Genomic DNA, 20,911 nt, shown 5'->3' with positions numbered 1-20,911 from the left:
ATGGATATGAAACGAATGCCCATAGCGGAAGAAAAACATTTTTCGCCATCCGAAAGCAACGTCGATAACCAAGAAAAATGTTTTTCACAAATAAGTCGAAGGGACTTTATAAAAAGCAGTGCTATCGCTGCCACCGCAGCGGCTGCCGGCGTCAGTACACCAGCAGCGGCCACCAATCTGATCACCAGCAGTAAAGCAACAGAAATCAAGTGGGACAAAGCCCCCTGCCGTTTCTGTGGTACCGGCTGTTCTGTTCTGGTCGGCAGCAAGGATGGGCGTGTCGTCGCCACCCAGGGTGACCCGGAAGCACCGGTTAACCGTGGTCTGAACTGCATCAAGGGTTACTTCCTGTCCAAGATTATGTACGGCTCTGACCGTTTACAGACCCCCTTGCTGCGGATGAAAAATGGCCAGTTCCATAAAGAGGGTGAATTCACGCCCATCACCTGGGATCAGGCATTCGACATCATGGCTGACAAGTGGAAAGCTGCCATTGCCAAAACCCGTAACACACCCGAGATGCCTGCTGTCGGCATGTTTGGTTCCGGCCAGTGGACCGTCTGGGAAGGCTATGCTGCGGCCAAATTAATGAAAGCCGGTTTCCGCAGTAACCACATCGACCCTAACGCCCGTCACTGCATGGCATCCGCAGTCGTTGGCTTTATGCGTACCTTTGGTATGGATGAGCCGATGGGCTGTTATGACGATTTTGAAAAAGCGGACGCGTTTGTGCTCTGGGGCTCCAATATGGCGGAGATGCACCCGGTGCTCTGGTCACGCCTGACCGACCGCCGCCTCTCCAGTGACCAGGTCAATGTATCCGTTCTGTCGACGTTCAAACACCGTTCCTTTGAACTGGCCGACATTGGCATGGTATTTACGCCTCATACCGATCTGGCCATTGGTAACTATATTGCCAATTACATCATCCAGAACAATGCCGTCGATAAAGACTTCGTTAAAAAGCATACCCGTTTCCGCAGCGGTGTCACCGATATCGGCTATGGACTTCGTCCAGATCACCCATTGGAGAAACAGGCCAAAAACCCCGGCAACGGTGGCTCGGAAGAGATTACCTTTGATCAGTTCGCGGCCTTTGTCAGTGAGTACACTGCCGAAAAAACCTCGAAGCTATCTGGCGTTCCGGTAGATCAGCTGGAAGCTCTGGCCAGACTGTATGCCGATCCCAAGGTCAAGGTAATGTCCCTCTGGACCATGGGCGTTAACCAGCACACCCGCGGTGTCTGGATGAACAACATCATCTACAATCTGCACCTGCTCACCGGCAAGATTTCCAAGCCTGGCTGTGGTCCTTTCTCCCTGACCGGTCAGCCTTCTGCCTGTGGTACTGCCCGTGAAGTGGGTACCTTTGCCCACCGCCTGCCAGCCGATATGGTCGTGGCCAACAAGCAGCATCGTGACAAATCTGAAAAAATCTGGAAACTCCCTGAAGGCACCATTCCCGCCCAGGTGGGTTACCACGCGGTTCTGCAAAACCGCATGCTCAAAGATGGCAAGCTCAATGCCTACTGGGTGATGTGCAACAACAATATGCAGACAGCGCCCAATATCAATCATGAGAGCCTGCCTGGATATCGCAACCCTGAAAACTTTATCGTTGTTTCCGACCCTTATCCGACAGTAACAGCCCAGGCTGCTGACCTGATTCTGCCAACCGCCATGTGGGTAGAGAAAGAAGGTGCCTATGGCAATGCCGAGCGCCGGACCCAGTTCTGGTACCAGCAGGTTGCACCCCAGGGCGACGCTAAATCAGACCTCTGGCAGCTGATGGAGTTTTCCAAGCGCTTCAAGGTAGAAGAAGTCTGGTCCGATGAGCTGCTGGCCAAGGCGCCTGAACTGAAGGGCAAAACCCTGTTTGACGTCCTCTATGCCAATGGGCAGGCCGATCAATACAGTCTGGAAGAGATTCCTGCCGACCGCCTGAACGACGAAAGTCGTGATTTTGGTTTCTATGTTCAGAAAGGCCTGTTTGAAGAGTACGCCACCTTTGGCCGTGGCAAGGCCCATGACCTGGCACCATTCGACCTTTATCACCAGTCCCGCGGACTGCGCTGGCCGGTAGTTGATGGCAAGGAAACCCTGTGGCGCTACCGCGAAGGCTATGACCCGTATGTGAAAGCCGGTGAAGAAGTGAGTTTCTACGGCAAGCCTGACGGTAAAGCGTGGCTTTTCGCTCTCCCCTACGAGCCGCCTCATGAAGCACCGGATGATGAGTACGATCTCTGGCTGTCCACCGGCCGTGTTCTGGAGCACTGGCACTCAGGCTCAATGACCCGCCGGGTACCTGAGCTTTATCGTTCATTCCCCGATGCCGTGGTTTACATGCACCCTGACGATGCCAAATCACGCGGTCTGCGCCGTGGTATGGAAGCGAAAATCGTGACCCGCTATGGCGAAGTGCGTACCCGTGTTGAAACCCGGGGCCGGAATACGCCACCCAAAGGTCTGGTGTTCATGCCGTTCTTCGATGCCGGTCAGCTGGTGAACAAGTTGATTCTGGACGCGACCGACCCGCTCTCGAAAGAGACGGATTTCAAAAAAACCGCAGCGAAGATCGTCAGAGTTTGATGCAGCCCTGAGCCAGGAACCGTATGAGTAAGAACAAGCCCAGCCAGCATGACAGTCGTACAGTAAGCCGGCGTCGTTTTATTGCGGGCACAGCCCAGGCCGCCTGTGCTGTCAGTCTGTTGGGTTTGGGGCTGAGCTGGGTTGGCAGCAAGTCCAGCTCCCCGGAAGCTCAGGCTCTGCGCCCACCCGGCGCATTGCCGGAAGATGAGTTTCTGGCGTCCTGTCTGCGCTGCAGTATCTGTGTCAGAGATTGCCCATACGATGTGCTGAAACTGGCGCAACCGGAAGACCCGGTTGCTTCCGGTACGCCGTACTTTGAAGCCAGGGAAAATCCCTGCCTGATGTGCGAAGACATTCCCTGTATCACCAACTGCCCAAGTGGTTCGCTGTCACCGGAACTGACGGATATTAACGATGCCCGGATGGGACTGGCGGTTCTTATTGATCGTGAGAACTGCCTGAACCTGCAGGGACTTCGCTGTGATGTCTGCTATCGCGTCTGCCCCCGCATTGATGAAGCCATTACCCTGCAGCTGAGCCGCAACACACGCACCAATGTTCACGCGATTTTTGAACCGGTCGTGCATTCTGATGCCTGCACCGGTTGTGGAAAGTGCGAACAGGCCTGTGTGCTGGATGAAGCGGCCATCAAGGTAGTGCCTCACAAACTGGCACAGGGAGAACTGGGGAGCCACTATCGGCTGGGCTGGAAGGAAGAGGAACGCACCGGTACGCAGCTGGTTCCCCGCAACCTGAAATTACCGGCGCATCGACCTGCAGGAGAAGGATCATGAGTGCCGTAACGTCACGCAGCAACTGGAAGAAATGGCGCTTTCTTCTGCTCCGTCGATTTTGCCAGCTGATGGTACCAATTCTCTTTCTGGCATCCCCATATCTGGTGCAATGGACCGGTGACACACTGCTGATCAACGGAAACCTGTCGTCCAGTTTGACCCTGGGCATTCTGCCAATGAGTGATCCTCTGGCCGTACTGCAAGGGCTACTGGCTGGTCACCCAATGGTAGCCCGGGGGCTTATTGGTGCCGGTGTTGTCATTCTTCTCTATGGTTTGCTTGGTGGCCGGAGTTTCTGCAGCTGGGTTTGCCCGATCAACCCGATCACAGACCTGGCCGCCTGGCTCAGGAAGAAGCTGGGAATCCGCAACAGTCATAAGCTGTCCAGAAGCAGCCGCTACTGGATTCTGGCCATGGTACTGGTGCTGCCACTGGTGACTGGAATGATGGTATGGGAGCTGTTCAACCCGGTCAGCCAAATGATCCGAGGCCTTCTGTTTGGCATGGGAGCGGGCTGGTATCTGATCGCTGCCGTCTTTCTGTTTGATTTCCTGATCAGCACCCGAGGCTGGTGTGGTCACCTCTGCCCACTGGGTGCATTTTACGGGTTGGTTGGACGCATCAGTCCCCTGCAGGTCAGTGCCACAGAGCGCAAACATTGCAATGACTGCATGGACTGCTATGCCATCTGCCCCGAACCACACATTCTTCCGGCGGCCCTTAAGGAAAAAAAGGGCGACAGCCCGGTACTGAACAAACGTGACTGTACCCGCTGCGGTCGCTGTATTGATGTCTGTGAAAAGAATGTCTTTTCCTTCCAGGCATCCTTTAACCATCAAATCATCGCATCAACCCGGTCAGATAACCGGGTTATGGACTCTGAATAATGACTGACCAGGAAGGCGGAGACACTGCCATGAGCCAACCAATGACCCTGAGAAATAGACTCTCATTGAATAATATCCGCTGGGTAAAAGCGGTATCAAAAGGCGTGATGACATTACTGGTTTCAACCATGGTCAGTATGACTGCCGTGGCTGAAACCGGAGGCATAGATTCACTGCGAACGATTGACCTCTCAGTCGAGCCACCTGCGGAAGCCATGAAAAAGGTTCTGGAGAGTGACACGACCTTTCACCGTGATTTTATTGAGCAACCGCCACTGATTCCTCATGACATTCGCGGTTACACCGTCAATAAAGACGTCAATACCTGTCTGCAATGCCACAGCTGGAAGAATGCCAGCAAATGGGGAGCAACCCGAATCAGCGTCACCCACTTCTACGACCGTGAAGGAAAACAACGCGCGGACGTGGCCCCTAACCGTTATTTCTGTCTTCAGTGCCATGTGCCACAGGCGGATACAGCACCGCTGCAAAAGAATAACTTTGAGCCGGTTGATTCCCTGAAGTAAGGACGCGTGTAGGTAAAGGTGAACATGATGAGTAAGGACTTTTTTCTGAAACGCTACTGGAAGATGCTGACCACACCGGCCGGCAAGATATCCATGGGTGTGATTCTCGCCTTCGGCTTTGTTGCCGGCATTATTTTCTGGGGCGGTTTCAATACCGGCATGGAGAAAACCAATACAGAAGAATTCTGTATCAGCTGCCATGAAATGGAAGACAATGTCTTTGAAGAGTACAAAGCCACCATTCACTACAATAACCGGTCAGGTGTCAGAGCTGTCTGCTCCGATTGCCACGTACCCAAGGAGTGGACACCCAAGCTGGTAAGAAAGATTCAGGCCAGCAAAGAACTCTGGGGTAAAATGACGGGGAAAATTGATACCCATGAAAAGTTTGTGGCACATCGTCGTGAAATGGCTGAACGTGAATGGGCCCGGATGAAGGCCAATGATTCGCAGGAGTGCCGGAACTGTCACAACTTCGACTACATGGACTTTTCCGAACAGTCTGCCCGAGCGATGGAGAGTCACACCAAGGCCTTCCTGGGAACGGACAAGATGCTTCCTACTGGTGAGACCTGTATTGACTGCCATAAGGGTATTGCCCACGAGCTGCCTAATATGCATGGTATTGAGGGCTGGTAAGCAGCCCCAGTGAAAGCAAGGAGAATACAATGAGCACACTGGAGTCTTTTATCTGGCACTTCCTTGGCTATGCCACCATGCCCGCCATTTTTATCGGTGGGTTTATCGCCACGGCATTGGTTTTCTGTTTTGTCATGGATAAGGCAGGAAAACTGTAACGCTTCGTCCACATCAGGCTCTTATCCAAGAGCCTGATCGTCAAACACAGCAATACTCTCCAGGGGTTATACCCGTCCAGCGTTTGAACGCTTTGTTAAACGCACTCTCATCATGAAAACCCAGTCGTGCTGCCAGCTCACTTCCGGAAACCCCTTCAGTCATCAGTGCTTTTGCCATTTCAAGCCGGGTCTGATCAGACAACAGTTTGAAGGTAATGCCTTCCCGGGACAGCGTACGATTCAGATGCCGGCCACTGATACCGAACTGCTCGGCCACTTTTTCTTTTCCCCAGTTCGGGTGTGCTTTAAGAATACGGACGACCCGGGTTCGAAAATCCCGCTCCTGCATATCGGTCAGCGCCTGATCGGCCAGCTGTCGCATCTGGGCATACAGTGATTTATTGGCCTGCACCAATGGCAGTGCATACTGTGACCGTGGAAAGACCATGGCATCAGCCAGTTGCTCGAATCGAACCGGGCACCCAAGCATTGCTTCATAACGCTCAGGGTCCATTAATGGCGCATGCTGGAATGAGATATAGGCAGGTTCAAATCGATTATCGGTAAGATAGCGGGCTAACTGGATCAACGTGGCCATGACCGCTTCCACCCGGGTGGTTCGACAGACATTATGGAAGGGAGAATAAATAAGCCGGCAGCTTAGTTCGTCTTCCATGGAAAGAAACTCCCCGCCCTCCCCGACAATGGGATGGTAAGTGATCAGTGCGTCCAGGGCATCTTCCAGCGTGTCGCAACTCAGCAGAAGAAAACCGACAATATCCAGATTTCCTGGCTGAACATAACGCCCAAGACGCAGCCCTAGGTCCGGCTCAGAATACGCGTCAACCAGAGAGCGCCAGAGACGATCCTGCAACGGCATGGGCACCCGGGCGTGCTGGCTGATCTCTTCAATAATGCCGCTCAACTCGCCAGAAACCTTCAAGCCAGAGTCTTCCAATGTCCGCACAATGGCCTTGGTAAACTGCTGCGTAACTGTGGGATGTCCCGAATTAACCATGCCAATGTCCCAAATAATCAAGGTTATTTTGCTTCCTTACGGGTACATTGTTTGTTAGACAGAAGTCAGGCGTCAACCCAATAAAAATAACAGACGACTGCTAAGGAGTGCTAAATGCTTCCCTATGCCATCATTGGTGCAGGCCCAATGGGTTTATGCACGGCAAGACGGTTAAACCAGTATCAAATTCCCTGGATCGGCTTTGAGATTCACCGCGACGTGGGTGGCCTGTGGGATATTGATAACCCCACCAGCACCATGTACCAGTCTGCACACCTGATCAGCTCAAAGAAGCAGACCGAGTTTGCCGAATTCCCCATGGATGATTCGGTACCGACCTACCCAAGCCACCAGCACTTGAAAGCGTATTTTCAGAAATACGCCAGACACTTCGACCTGTATCAAGGGTTTCGCTTCGGGCACACCGTCAACAGCATTACCCCCCAGGGCAATCACTGGCGGATCACCGCAGTAACCGATGGTCAGGAAGTATCTTATGATGTTGCCGGTGTCCTGCTGGCCAATGGCACCCTGCATCATCCGAACAGAACCAGCCTGAAGGGTGACTTTTCCGGACAGCACCTCCATGCCGCCCAATACAAGGACCCACAACTGTTCAAAGATAAGCGGGTGCTGATTATTGGCTGTGGCAACAGTGGCTGTGATATTGCCGTTGATGCCGTGCATCAGGCAAAAAGCGTCGATATGTCGGTAAGGCGCGGCTATTACTTCCTGCCTAAATTCATCAAAGGCCAGCCGACGGACAGCCTGGGTGGAAAAATAAAACTGCCAAAGCGGTTAAAGCAAACAGTGGACAGCTGGCTGATCCGCATGATTATTGGTAAGCCCAGTGATTATGGTCTGCCTGACCCGGATTACCGCCTTTATGAAAGTCACCCGGTCATCAATTCACTGTTTCTCCACCACATTGGTCATGGTGATATCACGCCAAGGCCTGCCATTAAATCCGTTTCAGACAAAATGGTGGAATTCAGTGATGGGTCCAGCCAGGGCTATGACCTCATTCTGGAAGCCACGGGCTATAAACTGCACTACCCGTTTATCGATAAGAAGCACTTGAACTGGCAGGGGTATGCACCTCAGCTTCATCTGAACGTCTTCAATCCTGAACACAATAATATTTTTGTGATGGGGATGGTTGAAGCTGCGGGTCTGGGCTGGCAGGGGCGTGACGACCAGGCCCACCTGGTTGCCCTGTATCTACGACAGAAGCAGGATAAAAAAGCATCGGCAACCGTGTTTGAGCAAAACATCGAACAGCAGTTTGCTGAGCGGGTTGTGGGGGGAATGGATTATCTGGAGCTGGAGCGCATGGCCTATTACGTGGATAAAGCCTCGTATCTGAAAGCCATACACCAGGGAATTCGTCTGTTGCAGAGAGACTACTCCGATAACGATAACCTGTTCACGCAGGCGGAGGCTTTTTGATGCTCACTGACGTTCAAATCCACTTCGACCCCCAGAGCCTGATACTGCTGAACGGTATTCTGGCCCTGATGATGTTTGGCGTTTCACTGACGCTGAAACCGGATGATTTCAAACAGATTCTCCGCTCTCCCATTGCGCCCACTATCGGTCTGCTGGCCCAGTTTATGGTGCTGCCTGCCGCCACGGCCCTGGTGACCTGGGTCTTTGATATGGATCCTGAGCTGGCGCTGGGCATGATTCTGGTGGCTTCCTGCCCCGGTGGTTCATTCAGCAATATCATGACCCATATTGGACGGGGCAATGTGGCTGTATCCGTCTCCATGACTGCGGTTTCCAGTCTGGCCGCCATTGTCATGACGCCCTTTAACTTTGTCCTCTATGGTCAGCTGAACCCGGTCACCCGTCCTTTAATCCAGGAGATCGCCATTCAGCCCTTTGAGCTCTTCCTGCTGGTGACGCTGGTGCTGGCCATTCCTCTGCTGCTGGGCATGGTGATCGGGCAACTGTTCCCCAGGTTTGCCGAACGATCGGACACACCGTTCCGGTTTCTATCACTGCTGGTCTTTATGGTCTTTATCGTGATCGCAGTGTCCAACAATGTTGGCGTGTTTATCGAACATATGGGCAGCTTTGCCTTACTAGTCGTGGCACACAATGCCCTCGCCCTGTTGATCGGTATGATCAGCGGCTACCTGGCCCGGCTGAATACGCCAGATAGGCGGGCAGTGACGCTGGAGGTGGGCATTCAGAATTCAGGACTGGCTCTGGGTATTCTGTTCACCTTCTTCCCACAATACGGAGGAATGCTGATTATTGCCGCCTTCTGGGGGGTTCTGCATCTGGTAACCGGGTTAAGCCTCGCACTGATCTGGAATGCACGCTCTGATGCCAGGGAGGCGCGCTATGCCAACAGCTAACCGAATTCTGATTACCGGCGCTGCCGGCTACATCGGCCATCAAGTGGGGAATGCCCTGGCCAGAGCTCAGGTTGTGATTGGCTGTGATATTCGACCCAATACGGCGGCTGACTTCCCCATCGAAATAATGGATATCTGCGATGCTTCCCTGGTTGAGCTCTTACGCAGTCAGCAAATTACCCATTTGGTTCATCTGGCCAGTGTTCTGGAAGCCAGTGAAGACCGCGAGCGTGACTACCGTATCGATGTAGAAGGCACCCGTAATGTGATTGAAGCCTGCCTGCAGGCCGGTGTACATCATTTAACCGTCACCAGCAGTGGCGCGGCCTATGGCTATCATGCGGATAATGATCCCTGGTTACAGGAAAGCTCGCCACTGCGCGGCAACTATGAGTTTGCCTATTCGTGGCATAAGCGCCTGGTGGAGGAGATGCTTGAACAATACCGGGTGGATTATCCGGGTTTGAAGCAGCTGATCCTCCGGCCGGGAACCGTGCTTGGCAAAAACACCCGTAACTTGATCACCAACCTGTTCCTGAAAAAACGCATACTGACCATTAAAGGGTCTGACTCCCCTTTCGTGTTTATCTGGGATGAGGATGTGGTTCAGATTATCTGTGATGGGGTTCTGCAGCATAAATCCGGTATTTTCAATCTCGCTGGAGACGGTGCTCTCACCTTAAGAGATATTGCGCGCTTCCTAAATAAACCGGTATTTACGCTACCGCCTGCCCTGCTCAAGATTGCACTGGCGATCGGTAAAACCATCGGCCTCACCCGCTATGGGCCAGAGCAGCTGAAATTTCTCCGTTACCGCCCGGTGCTGGCCAACGATGCACTAAAACAAAAGTTTGGCTATACCCCGAGAAAAACGTCAGCGGAAGTGTTTCAACTGTTTACTGAACACCTTGATAGGGAGGCGGCGCAATGATGAACACACCCGTTGCCCTGATCACCGGTGCCGCCAATGGATTGGGCTGGGCACTGTCTCAACAGTTCTGGCAGGTAGGATACAGCTTGTGTCTGGTCGATCTGGATCAGCAGGGGCTGGAGGCAAGAAAAGCTTCCCTGCTCGAAATGGGCAGCAACACTCAGAAAATAGAGCTGTGTACTGTCAATTTACTGGAGTCAGGTGCTATTGAGTGCATTAAAGACACCCTCTCCAGGCGTTTCACGTCTCTTGATGTGCTGGTCAACAACGCCGGTATCACCCACCGTTCACTGGCCAGGGAAACCTCAATAGACGTGATTGAAAAAGTCATGGACCTGGATTTCCTGGTACCGGTCAAACTCACACAACAGTTGTTTGAGCAGTTAGCCAATTCAGGAACCCGGAAAAAGCCGGCAACAATTATCAATATCGGCAGCATGGCGGGGTGGATGCCGGTTATGGCGCGGTCCGGCTATTGCGCAGCCAAGTCTGCGCAGCACCAGTATTTTGAAACGCTGCGGGCAGAAACAACCCACCTTCCTGTTAACATTCTGATGGTCTACCCCAGCTTTCTGGCGACGGATATTGAGAAGAATGCACTGGCGGGTAATGGCCAGAAGGCAACCCATGCGCGTTCAACCATAGGGAATATTCAGAGTGCTGAGTGGATGGCAAAACAGATCATTCAAGCATGCCATTCGGGCAAAAGCCGTCTGTTTCCCAGTAAAGCCATATTGTTGGCCAGTTTATTCTACCGATGGTTTCCAGCGTTATACACACGAATGATGCGCAGGAAGTTCAAGTCTGAATTAAGCGTACAGTTAGAAGTGCAGGAACTGGCAAACCATTAACCATCAGGAAGCATGGTATTGCTTGATCATATGGTTAATTCCGGGCTGGAGGGTTTCTCTCCAGGCCTGCGCGACCTTCTTAGTGAAATGTGGATCTGTCTGCTCCACTGCCTGAATCATTGAGTCCAGCCAAAGCTCATAAAAATGAGGGGGCAATATTGAGATGATGCTTATCATGGTTAATGGCCGTTTTGTGAATTGATGCGGGGTTAATATTTGCATGCACCATATAGGCAATGGACTTCAGCATGATCTTCTTCTGAAGCTGCATATCAGTGTGTGAAAATTTGGCTTTCACTTCTTCGGAACTGGAAAGGAATATCCGATAAAAACGGTCCAGAAAATCAGGTTCACCGGTACAGCGCTGGAAGCTGTCATTAAATATCGGTGTGTATTCTGTTTCCATCCATGGCCTCCACTGTTAGATAACTTTTACGAGGTATAGCTATTGTTATACCCTTGAACGCAGCAAGTTCAAACAGCAACCAGGATATAAAAACAAAAGAATGAACAAGTACCTGATCATATGAAATCGAATATTTCTGACTTAGTGCTTAGTTGCTATGCAAGGCTCAGCGGAGTGAGCATAGCCGTAGCTATGTGATCGTAGCTGTAACGCAGCACAACTGCATGGATGCAGGAGTTAGAGCAACGCATGGGGCAGTTGCCGGGAGTGGCTGACCACTGAATCAGAAAATATGATTTCATATGGTTGGGTACTTATGTGGCGGGAGAATGGCAGAGCGTTTTCTCTGCCATTTTACATTAGAAGTGGTAAGTAGCACCGACACTGAAACCACCAATCTCTACAGCATCTCTGTCGTAAAGGTTCATGTACTCAGCATTCAGACTAATGGCTTCATTAATACTGTAATCAACACCAACACCGTAGGAAACACTGGTGCCTGAATCAGACATGGATACACCCATGCTAGTAACACCTGCGGTCAGTTCAACCCGGGTAAAACCGGCAACAGCGTAAGGGTAAAAGTCACCAACAGGCATACCGACCCGGCCATAAGCACCAAAGTAATTGTCGATTTCCAGACTGATGTCTTCGCCCATAGCAGTAGCGCTGTCATCATTCAGACCAAAACCTACACGCAGTTCGCCTGAAATATGATCCGTTGCCTGAAAGCCCAGCTTTGCCGCTGCGGCAGTGACCGACATATCTTCAAAGCCATTTTCGGAGTAGTCCAGAACCGACACGTTACCACCAGCATAACCACCGGCGAAAGCAACAGGACTAAGAATTGAAAGCGATAATGCAAGAAGAGTTTTCTTATTCACTCAAATCATCCTTTGAAAGAAAAGTAAAAGACAGATGACTTTCACTAAGTTGCGATATTATCCATAACCCTTTCAAAGTAAAGTTATTTTTATATTTAAAACCATACAATTAAATTTCGAAAAACAATCGATGATAATTCATTCGATTGCTCAAAAAATATTCAGAACGATATAACATTTAAAACACGACAAGTGCATACCTGAGAGTTACTGTGAAGTGGATATAGGCTACTCTTCTTAAGAAGCCTCAGACTCAAAAGAGGATATGGAGCTCAATGTACCGTTATCATCAACGTGCTTACTATTTTCTGCTTTGACTAGCATTTCTTTTTGCTGTTTATTCTCTGTTTGCAATTCTTTAATCAAAGCCTGCTGCTTCCTGAGCAGCTGCACTGCCCCACCCAGAGCTTCCCCATATTCACAGGGAAGCTCGGTGGCAAGTTCAATATCTTCCTCTAGGAGCTGAAGGTATTTATCGCTCCACCTTTGCTTCCAGCTTTCGAAAATTGCCCGTTCTGTCGCCAGCAGAGCTGCTTCTCCCTTCGTCAGATAACAAACTTCCCACGGGTTTGACTGTCCATCATCATTATCAGGCTTTGCAATTCGTTGCCAAATTGGTATTGCCGCACCTTTTACTTCATCAAATATCGTTTGATCATCCTCAGTTACATTATCGTCATCAGTAGATTCTTCATATCGGCTTATGATTGACAGAGCAGCTTTTGCAGTCTGGCAGTATGAATATTCTGATTCAACAAACTGTAATTGTTCCTCCCTGTTTTTAGATGACGATAATGCGGTTTCTTTCGTACCCTCTGCTTTACTTTGTCTATTCTTATGGTCTTCCGGTTTACCGACACAAATGGATAATGTTTTATTATCACCTTCGTATATTTGAAGATGGGAAGTCTGGGAGGCCTTGTCCGCCCTTTGCCAGATTGGCACTGGTTCAATAAGAACTTCCTTTGAACCTCCTGCTTCAAGTTTTCTCTCAACACTTTCATCCGGTAAAGATGAGACCCTGAAAGGACCAAGCTTTACCGCAACTGAATCATCACGCTTCCCCACCCCTTTTGCGAAAAAAACTGCAGCTTCTTTAACCGGAGTGAAAGGCCGGTCTGATGTTAATGGGTCTGACATCGTATTCAGTATTTTCAGAACAACTCAAAGGGATTGATACTTACCTTAAGAAAACAGTGAGCGAAAAAGGTTCCTTAAGCAATTGTTGAAACACCTGCCCAGGTAACCATCGCACCCTCTTTTCCAAGCATGATACCAGCCATAGCCTCCATTAAATAACCATGGGTCACAATACCTGATACGGATCGTCTTTTAACTTCCAAAAAAAAGCCCCATTAGCTTGGGGCTATCAAAGCTACTACCGGGTTTTCGGTGTCAACCATTCCTCAAGACTTCGGCTTCCGATAAGGGCCTTCAGGCAGCTTAGTCGGGTCAATATACAGCACCTGATAATTAGCCTGTTGAGTCAATGGCATATAATTGGGAGCCGCTCGGGTGATCGCGGCAGATACAGCCATGACCAGCAGGTCAGCCAATGGACTTCCTGATGAGTTATTTTGCTGAGGGGTATACTGCATGGTCTTTTGGGCAGTCCACAGTTCTTCACCAGACTTTCCGCTAACAATGCGATAGGTAAAGCTCACCGTTACAGTCGTGCTCAATACGACATATTGGGCATCCCACTCATTGATCGTAACGTAGAGAATGGCATCTGCTCCAAACATGTTACCCAGTCGAACCGGGTCTGCAGAATGAACTAGATTTGCGTCGTACAAACCTTCACCTTCAAGCACCGTCTTTACCGTATTTACTGGAAAGACGTAGTAGCCTTTTTCAGCTAACGGGACAGAAATTGTCGACAGGAAATAGTTCGGAGCATCCACGTCAACAGAATCATTAATAACCGGCACAACCAGGATAGAGTGAGGGTTTTCCTGTTTAAAAGCGGAGAAATCCATCTCTTTGGGAGCTTGCGCTGCACAACCGGCAAGCAGGCTGATCCCAATCACCAATAACCATTTTTTCATATTAGTCATCCTGTGAACCCCCACTGTTCTCAGCACTGGATGTACGAGTCAGGTTATTGATCATGGCATCCATCAAATGCTGACTTTCTGGCCACAGTTCCTTCTCTTTGGTGTAATAAACGACGGCCTCATCCTTTTTCCCCTGCTGCAATAGCAATGTTCCATATTCAGCGTACATACCGGGAGCTACACGTCCATTGGCATCTTCAATGGCACTGAGCAGCTCCTCGGACAATGCTGACAACTCGGCTGGGTCTTTATAATAGCCATAAAGGCCAGACTCGTACTCACCCCAGTGGTACAACTGCTGATTGGTCTGACAGCCCGTCACAAATATCGTGGTTGCCAGCACAAGAACACCGGCCACTTTTCTAACTGCGGTCATTCACCACCACCAATATTGAATGTTTTACTGACACCGTCAGCCACATAAAACTTTTCACTTAAGACAACAGCCCCTGAGCGTTTAACCTGAATAACATGTGTACCCGGTTCAATTCGCATACCCACTTTTCCGGCGGAATAATTACTGGCAGCGCCCATATCAATACCATCAAGCATAACCACATCACCGGGCTGTGCCGCAGCAAACATGATAAATGGACGATCATCCTTTACCTGAACCATCTCTGTTGGTGTATTCACGCAACCAGTCAGGACAAACAAGGAAAGGATCACTGACAACAGTGCAGAAAACTTCTTCATGATGAACTCCTGTTATTCAACTACTTCCAGCTTGTCGAATTTATGACCGTCCAGTGACCCGCTGATGACTTTCACCACACTGCCTTCATTGCTTTCACTGTCACCAAATGTTGAAACCACTTCAACTCTGGCTACTTCAGCCCCAGGCAGGGTTACCGTAAAACCGGTCTGACGAGACTTTACCTTCTTGCCTGCAGTCATGACCTTTAGCTCTTTACCCGGAGCAAGCCCCTGACTCTTACCACCGCTAATAAAAGTCTGACCTTCAACGACATCCAGAATATAGGTCTTCCAAGGGCGCTCCATCATTTTCTGAATCATCTCATCAATGACATCACTGATGGCTGCCGCAATCGCTTTATCCGTCAAGGTGCCATCGTAGGCAGCACGGGAACCAAAACCGGCAACAGAAGCGCTTTCAAGGGTAGCTTCACCGGCACCGGTTGCCGAGAAAAAGGCCTGTCCTGTATTAACATCCACCAGCCTCAGCTCAACCTTGGCATGCGCTCTCTGGGTTTTTGTACTGCTTAAAAAGCCACTTTCACCGGTCACATTGCGACCAAACTCTGTCAGTGAGCCAACAATCAGGGTATCGACTCCTACCAGCTCTCCACCTGCACCAAACGCTGCCCTTTCCTGTTCAATACGCGCCAGGTCAGGACGCTCAAAGACCAGAAAACTGCCAGAATTTATCAGCCGAGCAGACAGCATATCGCCAACCTGTTTGCCCAGTGGGTCATTGTGATCATCACGTAGAAGGGAGCGACCATATGTAGTCTCATTAGTCATTCGACCAATGGCTATTTTTCGCTTGAGCTGGAGTGGGTCACTGGGCTGGATTTCTGCAGCTTTTTTTTGTGCTTCTATTTGTTGCTCCTGACTGGCAGGCGCCTCTTTTACCGCCACATGGGGCGTCTGGGTTGCGCAGCCTGCCAAAATAAAGGCGGCAGCAGTAATACTTAACTTCTTCATATTCAGGTAAGAGCTTTCAATGGCTGGATAGTAAAAACGGTAGAATAATACAGTATTATCTGGACTGGTTATATGCTTCAGCTCTTCGCTGAATCAGGCTTCCCCCTATGTGTTAATCCTCAGAATATCGGGCCAGCGGGTGGTATAACAGCGGCTCAATAACTGCTGATTCATATGCCAGTCCTGTTTTTCAAAACCCACGGAAGCCGGGCGAAGCATATTTCGACCGAAGCGATGATTAATCGCATCCAGAACCGTCATGACTGACTCTTTTCCCGGAGCCTCAGGGTGAGGAGGAATGGCCAGCAAGTCTCCCTGAAAGCTCTGGCTGTGACTGAGATCCAGCAATACAAATCCTCCTTTTTTATATTCACAGCCTTCATGGAATAGCTTCTCCAGGGCGGGTCTCAACAAATACAACCACGGACGTGTATCAGCACTGGGCTCAGGAAGGGCCAGCCGAATACTACCTCCCATTGGCCAGGTGCTCTGACGAAATGGATCAGTTCGAATAAACAGAATGGCTTCCCGAGCGAGCTGTTTCTGCTCCCGGAGTTTTTCACAGGCACGGGAGATATAACAGGCTAGGGCCGAGTGCAGTTCCTCAATGGTTTTGATGCGTTTACCAAAACTGCGGGAACACATGATCTGATGTTTGTTATCACTGCCCTGGTCATCTGCTGCAATACAGCGCTCTCCCTGAAGCTCACACACTGTACGTTCCAGTACCACAGAGAACTCACGCCTGATCCATTTGCGCTGACAATCGACTAACTGAGCTGCTGTATGGATTCCCGCAGCTTCCAGCCTCTTGCCAATTCGGCGCCCTACCCCCCAAACCTCACCGACCGGAGTGATTTCCATCAAGCGTCGCTGACGCACAGGGCTGGTTAAATCTACCACGCCTTCTGTAGCACTATATTTCTTGGCCGCATAGTTCGCCAGCTTGGCCAGTGTTCGGGTGGTTGATATGCCAACACCGATGGGTAGTCCTGTCCATAGATAAACCCGTTCTTTCATCTCCCGGCCAATACTTCCCAGCTGCTCATCAGGAAAACCGGAAAGATCTAGAAACGCTTCATCAATGGAGTAAACCTCAAGGTCAGGCGTAAATTGTTCCAGCACCGACATAAACCGGGAAGACATATCACCGTAGAGCGGATAATTGGAACTTCTCAACGCAATCTCTCCTCGCTCCAGCAGATGACGAACCTTGAAAGCCGGTGTACCCATGGCAACGCCCAGCGCTTTTAACTCACGGGTTCTGGAAATAATGCAGCCATCATTATTACTCAACACACCAAGGGGGCGGTTGAGCAGAGATGGGTCAAAAACCTGTTCACAGGAACAGTAAAAGGCATTGGCATCACACAGGGCTATCACCGGTTTCATCGCAAATGGTGTACCACTTCTGTGACCACGCCCCAGACATCCAGATTCTGTTCGGAGTCCAGTACGATGGGTGGGTAGTCCGGATTCTCTGACTGAAGAACCGGCTTTGATTCACGGTAAACCAGACGCTTCACAATCAATTCTCCATCCAACAGGGCAATAACCACATCCCCAGACTTTGGGGTCAAAGAACGATCAATAATCAGGATATCCTCATTAAAGATGCCGGCCCCTTCCATTGACTGCCCCTGCGCCCTGGCAAAGAAAGTCGCTGCCGGATGGCGGATCAACAGCTGGTCCAGAGACAGGGTTTCCTGCAGATAATCCGCTGCAGGGCTTACAAACCCACAGGCTGCCGGGCTCCGGTAGTAAGGGTATTTTACTGGCTTTAACTCAGGGATCAGGGGGACAAGCTTCATTGCCGGACAAACTCCAATACTGTATTTATATACAGTATAATTTATTCTCTTACTGCCCGCTGTCAAGTCGGTGTGCTTTTTTCAAACAGACTGAATTCTATTTACAACCCAAAATCACGGGTCCTGTTGATGTAAATCAACATTCACAGCACTTTCCTTGATTAAGATATTTTGCGTAGTCCATCCGGCAGCGTTTCTACAACTGCCAATGTTGCTGTCGAAAAAACACAATCTCCGCGAGCAACAGAATCTGGATTACTTCTTATTCTTGGATAATTTTCGTTCACTGAAAGTTGTCCAACCCGCTGTTTTTCTATTTTCAGTTTCAACAAATAGAAACTGGCCAACAGTTTTTCATCTTTTTTATTGGCAAAAACATAAGCACCAATACCGGTGTTAGCTGTTGTTATTAAAACAAAATCTCAATGAGTAGATCATGCAGTCACTGTCTAAAGCCGGCAAAATCCTATGGACCGGATTTTGCATAAACCTGGCCATCGGTATTCTTTACGCATGGAGCGTCTTTAAAAAATCTCTGGTTATTGATTACGGCTGGAGTAACGCGGATGCGACACTGCCTTATACCGTAGCCATTGTCGTATTCGCTGCCGCCCTGCTGATTGCGGGCATATTGCAAGACAAAATAGGGCCAAGAAAAGTATTGATTCTGGGAACCAGTTTAGTCGGGCTTGGAATGATTTTATCCGGCCTGGTGGCCAGCCCTATCGCCCTGGTCTTAACCTTTGGTGTTGTGGTTGGAACGGGTATTGGTTTTGGGTATGCCTGCTTAAGCCCTGCAGCCATGAAATGGTTTCACCCATCCAGAAAGGGGTTTGTGAATGGTGTGATAACCGCTGGGTTTGGTCTTGGTGCCGTCTATCTTGCGCCGTTGACTTCACAGCTTATCGAAACACTGGGTATCCAATACAGCTTTATGGTGCTCGGAGCCGCGGTCATTGTCATTGCTGTTCCTCTTGCCTGTACCATTAACAACCCACCCGAAGGTTACCAACCAGAAGCACCGAAAAATGAAAGTCTGACCACTGCGAATAGCGTTAAACCCAAAGATATTACCTGGAAAGCCATGCTGAAAACCCCACAGTTTTACTTCATGTGGATCATGTTCGCCTTTGCTTCTTCAGCAGGCCTGATGGTGATCGGTAATATCACCAGCATTGCGCTCACTCAGGCCAATATCAGCGACTCAGCTTACCTGGTCGGCATCGTGGCCATCTTTAACTGTCTTGGCAGAATGGGTGGTGGCATATTGTCCGATAAAATCGGTGGCGTCAGAACCTTGATGCTGGCATTTGTGCTGCAGGGCGCCAATATGCTGATGTTCGGCAGTTACAGCACAGAGATTACATTAATTATCGGTGCCATTGCTGCCGGTGTTGGCTATGGCATACTGCTCTCTGTATTCCCGTCACTGACCGCAGAATTCTACGGTTTGAAAAACTATGGAACCAACTACGGCGTGCTCTATACCGCATGGGGAATCAGTGGTTTCATAGGCCCGGTCATCGCCGCTTTTGCCGTTGATACCAGTGGCAGTTATACCCTTGCTTACAGTGCATCTGCTGTTATGGTCGGTATCGCTCTTGCCCTGGCCTTTATGACAAAGCCAGTTGGGGCTGCCCAGCCAGAAATCGAGCAGGAAGTTGCCCTGGCATAAGGTATTCACCCCCCCGGATAAAGCCAGTATTTGCTGACTTTATCCGAACCCGTTTTATGATTTTTTACCGGAAGTCACACCACCGGATACCAGGAAGGACATGACTTCTGTACTACTTTTCTCAAGCGGTCTGATTTTATCCGCAGGCACCAGCACAACCCGACCAGCAATGCTAAAAGCCATGGGAAAATAAACCGCAACATGGCCCTCAAGGCCAAAATCATCAGCAGAGCTTCGGGTTACAAACCCGGGCACCTGAATATCTCCCATACTCACCAGCACGGGTCGTTCAAACTCACGCCGGTCACCAATAAACGCATTGACACCATCTTTAATGGCAGAATAAACCAGCTTCACAAATGGAATATGGGTGAGCACCTGATCGACAAGACGAACGATATGACTCCCCAGCCAGACGTGGGTTACAGCACCAACAAATACGGTAACACCAACCATCAACAGAAGGCTGATGGAAACCAGCTGCCAACGCCCATGAATAGACAGCTCCCGACTAAGAAAAGGCCCAAGAGTCTCTGTAAGCAAGTCAGCTACCAACGTGATCCCCTTAGAGAACAGGTAAATAGTGATCAGGATAGGTACCAGCACAGCAAGCCCTTCCAGAAACCAGCGCATGATGCGCGACATAAGACAACCTCCCTTTAATCAGTCACATGATATAGAGTGTTACATGAATTCATAATATGCCGGTAACGCAGCTTCCAGCCAGAACTCCGGTTTAATCGCACTTCCCGTAAGAAAGCCGACGTGCCCGCCATGATCGAATAACTGGTAGTTAATATGTTTCGGCAGCGCAAAGTCAGGAATAACAGCCTCAGTCATAAACGGGTCATCTCTGGCATGAATCACCTGCAGTGGTACTGACACCTGTTTCAGGTAATGAATGCCAGAACACTGCTGATAATAGTCGTCTGCATTTCTGAAACCATGCAGTGGTGCGGTGATCAGATCATCAAAGTCATACAGTGTGGTCAGCTGCTCAATTCCCTGACGGGTAATGCTGATTTCATTTTTCAACAGCGAATACTTACGCAGGGCATTGCGCTTCATGGATGATAGTAGATACGTTCGATAGACTTTGGAAAAACCTTGCTCTATCCGCTGCGCACAGGCTGCCAGATCCAGCGGTGCCGAAACCACTGTGGCGGCATCCAGAATTGGGTCATCGCGGTATCTGGCCAAATAATTCACCAGCATATTGCCACCCAGTGAGATTCCTACCGCCACTTTCCTCTGTTCAGGCAGTTGCTGCTGAAGATACTTAAGGAAAAAGCGGGCATCAGACACTTCACCAGAATGATAGCTCCGCGCCAGCCGATTGGGCTTACCCCCACAGCCTCGAAAATGCATCATCACCGCCAGCCAGCCCGCTTTGGTAAAAGCGTTGAGCAACCCGTTGGCATATGGGCTGTAGAAACAGCCTTCCAATCCATGGAACAGCACAAATACCGGCTTTACCTGGGCCCGTTCAGTTTGCCAGTTTTCACTCCAGGCCAGTTCCAGAAAATCACCGTCCGGAGTGTCCAGGGTTTGCCAAATCGGCTCAAACAACGCAGCTCTGCGAATCAAGCGAGGAGCAAGGGTTTGCAGGTGGGGATTTTTCAATCCCACTGCGGGCGTAAAGTGCATGTT

At 50.1% G+C, this 20,911-nt stretch carries 24 protein-coding genes; 11 read left to right on the top strand and 13 right to left on the bottom strand.

Annotated features, from left to right (window positions below):
* From napA to GV64_RS24240, 6 genes are read left to right on the top strand one after another with little or no spacing between them, the layout of a single operon-like run.
* The gene (gene napA / locus GV64_RS11950) at positions 1-2,589 is read left to right on the top strand and encodes a nitrate reductase catalytic subunit NapA (protein WP_020583072.1); all 2,589 of its coding nucleotides are present in this window, start codon (positions 1-3) and stop codon (positions 2,587-2,589) included.
* Positions 2,590-2,612: 23 nt separating this feature from the next.
* Entirely contained in the window at positions 2,613-3,383 is a 771-nt protein-coding gene (gene napG, locus GV64_RS11945; protein ID WP_020583071.1) for a ferredoxin-type protein NapG, read from the top strand.
* On the top strand, positions 3,380-4,270 hold the full coding sequence (napH, locus tag GV64_RS11940; protein ID WP_020583070.1) for a quinol dehydrogenase ferredoxin subunit NapH: 891 nt from the start codon (positions 3,380-3,382) through the stop codon (positions 4,268-4,270). The genes napG and napH overlap by 4 nt, the downstream gene beginning before the upstream one ends.
* Positions 4,270-4,797: a nitrate reductase cytochrome c-type subunit gene (locus tag GV64_RS11935; protein WP_020583069.1), complete on the top strand. Its 528-nt coding sequence runs from the start codon at positions 4,270-4,272 to the stop codon at positions 4,795-4,797. The genes napH and GV64_RS11935 overlap by 1 nt, the downstream gene beginning before the upstream one ends.
* Before the next feature lie 27 nt (positions 4,798-4,824).
* Positions 4,825-5,436, top strand: coding sequence for a NapC/NirT family cytochrome c (locus GV64_RS11930; RefSeq protein WP_020583068.1), 612 nt, complete (start codon positions 4,825-4,827; stop codon positions 5,434-5,436).
* Between the two features lie 29 nt (positions 5,437-5,465).
* On the top strand, positions 5,466-5,594 hold the full coding sequence (locus tag GV64_RS24240; RefSeq protein WP_020583067.1) for a TIGR02808 family protein: 129 nt from the start codon (positions 5,466-5,468) through the stop codon (positions 5,592-5,594).
* A gap of 40 nt (positions 5,595-5,634) precedes the next feature.
* On the opposite strand, the gene GV64_RS11925 is transcribed toward GV64_RS24240, so the two are convergent.
* Positions 5,635-6,612 (bottom strand): AraC family transcriptional regulator, encoded by a 978-nt coding sequence (locus tag GV64_RS11925; RefSeq protein ID WP_033403216.1) that lies wholly within the window; start codon positions 6,610-6,612, stop codon positions 5,635-5,637.
* Positions 6,613-6,726: 114 nt separating this feature from the next.
* On the opposite strand from GV64_RS11925, the gene GV64_RS11920 reads away from it, so the two are divergent.
* Genes GV64_RS11920 through GV64_RS11905 form a run of 4 tightly spaced genes read left to right on the top strand, consistent with a single transcriptional unit; the run spans position 6,727 to position 10,760 of the window.
* A complete protein-coding gene (locus GV64_RS11920) occupies positions 6,727-8,061 on the top strand; it encodes a flavin-containing monooxygenase (RefSeq protein ID WP_020583065.1) in 1,335 nt (444 codons plus the stop codon).
* On the top strand, positions 8,061-8,978 hold the full coding sequence (locus tag GV64_RS11915; protein ID WP_020583064.1) for a bile acid:sodium symporter family protein: 918 nt from the start codon (positions 8,061-8,063) through the stop codon (positions 8,976-8,978). The genes GV64_RS11920 and GV64_RS11915 overlap by 1 nt, the downstream gene beginning before the upstream one ends.
* Positions 8,965-9,909: an SDR family oxidoreductase gene (locus GV64_RS11910; protein ID WP_020583063.1), complete on the top strand. Its 945-nt coding sequence runs from the start codon at positions 8,965-8,967 to the stop codon at positions 9,907-9,909. Before GV64_RS11915 ends, GV64_RS11910 begins: the two co-directional genes overlap by 14 nt.
* Positions 9,906-10,760 carry an SDR family NAD(P)-dependent oxidoreductase gene (locus GV64_RS11905; RefSeq protein ID WP_020583062.1) on the top strand — a complete coding sequence of 285 codons (855 nt, stop codon included), beginning with the start codon at positions 9,906-9,908 and terminating at the stop codon, positions 10,758-10,760. Before GV64_RS11910 ends, GV64_RS11905 begins: the two co-directional genes overlap by 4 nt.
* A gap of 136 nt (positions 10,761-10,896) precedes the next feature.
* Here GV64_RS11905 and GV64_RS11900 read toward each other — a convergent pair whose 3' ends face one another.
* The 10 genes from GV64_RS11900 to GV64_RS11860 form a co-directional block, all read right to left on the bottom strand.
* Positions 10,897-11,166 carry a globin family protein gene (locus GV64_RS11900; protein ID WP_020583060.1) on the bottom strand — a complete coding sequence of 90 codons (270 nt, stop codon included), beginning with the start codon at positions 11,164-11,166 and terminating at the stop codon, positions 10,897-10,899.
* A 359-nt stretch (positions 11,167-11,525) separates the two neighbouring features.
* Positions 11,526-12,050, bottom strand: a complete 525-nt coding sequence (locus tag GV64_RS11895) for a porin family protein (protein ID WP_020583059.1) — start codon at positions 12,048-12,050, stop codon at positions 11,526-11,528.
* Between the two features lie 237 nt (positions 12,051-12,287).
* Positions 12,288-13,190 (bottom strand): hypothetical protein, encoded by a 903-nt coding sequence (locus tag GV64_RS11890; protein WP_020583058.1) that lies wholly within the window; start codon positions 13,188-13,190, stop codon positions 12,288-12,290.
* Between the two features lie 74 nt (positions 13,191-13,264).
* Positions 13,265-13,393 (bottom strand): hypothetical protein, encoded by a 129-nt coding sequence (locus GV64_RS26125; RefSeq protein WP_020583057.1) that lies wholly within the window; start codon positions 13,391-13,393, stop codon positions 13,265-13,267.
* Positions 13,394-13,456: 63 nt separating this feature from the next.
* Complete coding sequence (locus GV64_RS11885) at positions 13,457-14,098, bottom strand: DUF799 domain-containing protein (protein WP_020583056.1); 642 nt, start codon at positions 14,096-14,098, stop codon at positions 13,457-13,459.
* 1 nt (position 14,099) lies between these two features.
* Entirely contained in the window at positions 14,100-14,483 is a 384-nt protein-coding gene (locus GV64_RS11880) for a DUF4810 domain-containing protein (protein WP_020583055.1), read from the bottom strand.
* Entirely contained in the window at positions 14,480-14,803 is a 324-nt protein-coding gene (locus GV64_RS11875; protein WP_020583054.1) for a hypothetical protein, read from the bottom strand. The genes GV64_RS11880 and GV64_RS11875 overlap by 4 nt, the downstream gene beginning before the upstream one ends.
* Positions 14,804-14,815: 12 nt before the next feature.
* Positions 14,816-15,775 (bottom strand): CsgG/HfaB family protein, encoded by a 960-nt coding sequence (locus GV64_RS11870; RefSeq protein ID WP_020583053.1) that lies wholly within the window; start codon positions 15,773-15,775, stop codon positions 14,816-14,818.
* Between the two features lie 105 nt (positions 15,776-15,880).
* Positions 15,881-17,167: a Y-family DNA polymerase gene (locus tag GV64_RS11865; protein ID WP_020583052.1), complete on the bottom strand. Its 1,287-nt coding sequence runs from the start codon at positions 17,165-17,167 to the stop codon at positions 15,881-15,883.
* Positions 17,164-17,586: a LexA family protein gene (locus tag GV64_RS11860; protein ID WP_020583051.1), complete on the bottom strand. Its 423-nt coding sequence runs from the start codon at positions 17,584-17,586 to the stop codon at positions 17,164-17,166. Before GV64_RS11860 ends, GV64_RS11865 begins: the two co-directional genes overlap by 4 nt.
* Before the next feature lie 436 nt (positions 17,587-18,022).
* On the opposite strand from GV64_RS11860, the gene GV64_RS11855 reads away from it, so the two are divergent.
* Complete coding sequence (locus tag GV64_RS11855; RefSeq protein WP_020583050.1) at positions 18,023-19,261, top strand: L-lactate MFS transporter; 1,239 nt, start codon at positions 18,023-18,025, stop codon at positions 19,259-19,261.
* A 54-nt stretch (positions 19,262-19,315) separates the two neighbouring features.
* Here GV64_RS11855 and GV64_RS11850 read toward each other — a convergent pair whose 3' ends face one another.
* Entirely contained in the window at positions 19,316-19,906 is a 591-nt protein-coding gene (locus tag GV64_RS11850) for a DUF502 domain-containing protein (protein ID WP_034844248.1), read from the bottom strand.
* 39 nt (positions 19,907-19,945) lie between these two features.
* Complete coding sequence (locus tag GV64_RS11845) at positions 19,946-20,908, bottom strand: hydrolase (protein WP_020583048.1); 963 nt, start codon at positions 20,906-20,908, stop codon at positions 19,946-19,948.
* Positions 20,909-20,911 lie beyond the last annotated feature (3 nt).

Origin of the sequence: Endozoicomonas elysicola (genome assembly GCF_000710775.1) — a bacterium.
Taxonomy (GTDB): Bacteria; Pseudomonadota; Gammaproteobacteria; order Pseudomonadales; family Endozoicomonadaceae; genus Endozoicomonas; species Endozoicomonas elysicola.
This window is presented reverse-complemented; position numbering and strand designations above follow the sequence as displayed.

Excerpts from the sequence above, each read along its gene's own strand:
- napA (WP_020583072.1), top strand. The coding sequence starts at position 1 with ATGGATATGAAACGAATGCCCATAGCGGAAGAAAAACATTTTTCGCCA.
- napG (WP_020583071.1), top strand. The coding sequence starts at position 2,613 with ATGAGTAAGAACAAGCCCAGCCAGCATGACAGTCGTACAGTAAGCCGG.
- napH (WP_020583070.1), top strand. The coding sequence starts at position 3,380 with ATGAGTGCCGTAACGTCACGCAGCAACTGGAAGAAATGGCGCTTTCTT.
- GV64_RS11935 (WP_020583069.1), top strand. The coding sequence starts at position 4,270 with ATGACTGACCAGGAAGGCGGAGACACTGCCATGAGCCAACCAATGACC.
- GV64_RS11930 (WP_020583068.1), top strand. The coding sequence starts at position 4,825 with ATGAGTAAGGACTTTTTTCTGAAACGCTACTGGAAGATGCTGACCACA.
- GV64_RS24240 (WP_020583067.1), top strand. The coding sequence starts at position 5,466 with ATGAGCACACTGGAGTCTTTTATCTGGCACTTCCTTGGCTATGCCACC.
- GV64_RS11925 (WP_033403216.1), bottom strand. The coding sequence starts at position 6,612 with ATGGTTAATTCGGGACATCCCACAGTTACGCAGCAGTTTACCAAGGCC.
- GV64_RS11920 (WP_020583065.1), top strand. The coding sequence starts at position 6,727 with ATGCTTCCCTATGCCATCATTGGTGCAGGCCCAATGGGTTTATGCACG.
- GV64_RS11915 (WP_020583064.1), top strand. The coding sequence starts at position 8,061 with ATGCTCACTGACGTTCAAATCCACTTCGACCCCCAGAGCCTGATACTG.
- GV64_RS11910 (WP_020583063.1), top strand. The coding sequence starts at position 8,965 with ATGCCAACAGCTAACCGAATTCTGATTACCGGCGCTGCCGGCTACATC.
- GV64_RS11905 (WP_020583062.1), top strand. The coding sequence starts at position 9,906 with ATGATGAACACACCCGTTGCCCTGATCACCGGTGCCGCCAATGGATTG.
- GV64_RS11900 (WP_020583060.1), bottom strand. The coding sequence starts at position 11,166 with ATGGAAACAGAATACACACCGATATTTAATGACAGCTTCCAGCGCTGT.
- GV64_RS11890 (WP_020583058.1), bottom strand. The coding sequence starts at position 13,190 with ATGTCAGACCCATTAACATCAGACCGGCCTTTCACTCCGGTTAAAGAA.
- GV64_RS11885 (WP_020583056.1), bottom strand. The coding sequence starts at position 14,098 with ATGAAAAAATGGTTATTGGTGATTGGGATCAGCCTGCTTGCCGGTTGT.
- GV64_RS11880 (WP_020583055.1), bottom strand. The coding sequence starts at position 14,483 with ATGACCGCAGTTAGAAAAGTGGCCGGTGTTCTTGTGCTGGCAACCACG.
- GV64_RS11875 (WP_020583054.1), bottom strand. The coding sequence starts at position 14,803 with ATGAAGAAGTTTTCTGCACTGTTGTCAGTGATCCTTTCCTTGTTTGTC.
- GV64_RS11870 (WP_020583053.1), bottom strand. The coding sequence starts at position 15,775 with ATGAAGAAGTTAAGTATTACTGCTGCCGCCTTTATTTTGGCAGGCTGC.
- GV64_RS11865 (WP_020583052.1), bottom strand. The coding sequence starts at position 17,167 with ATGAAACCGGTGATAGCCCTGTGTGATGCCAATGCCTTTTACTGTTCC.
- GV64_RS11860 (WP_020583051.1), bottom strand. The coding sequence starts at position 17,586 with ATGAAGCTTGTCCCCCTGATCCCTGAGTTAAAGCCAGTAAAATACCCT.
- GV64_RS11855 (WP_020583050.1), top strand. The coding sequence starts at position 18,023 with ATGCAGTCACTGTCTAAAGCCGGCAAAATCCTATGGACCGGATTTTGC.
- GV64_RS11850 (WP_034844248.1), bottom strand. The coding sequence starts at position 19,906 with ATGTCGCGCATCATGCGCTGGTTTCTGGAAGGGCTTGCTGTGCTGGTA.
- GV64_RS11845 (WP_020583048.1), bottom strand. The coding sequence starts at position 20,908 with ATGCACTTTACGCCCGCAGTGGGATTGAAAAATCCCCACCTGCAAACC.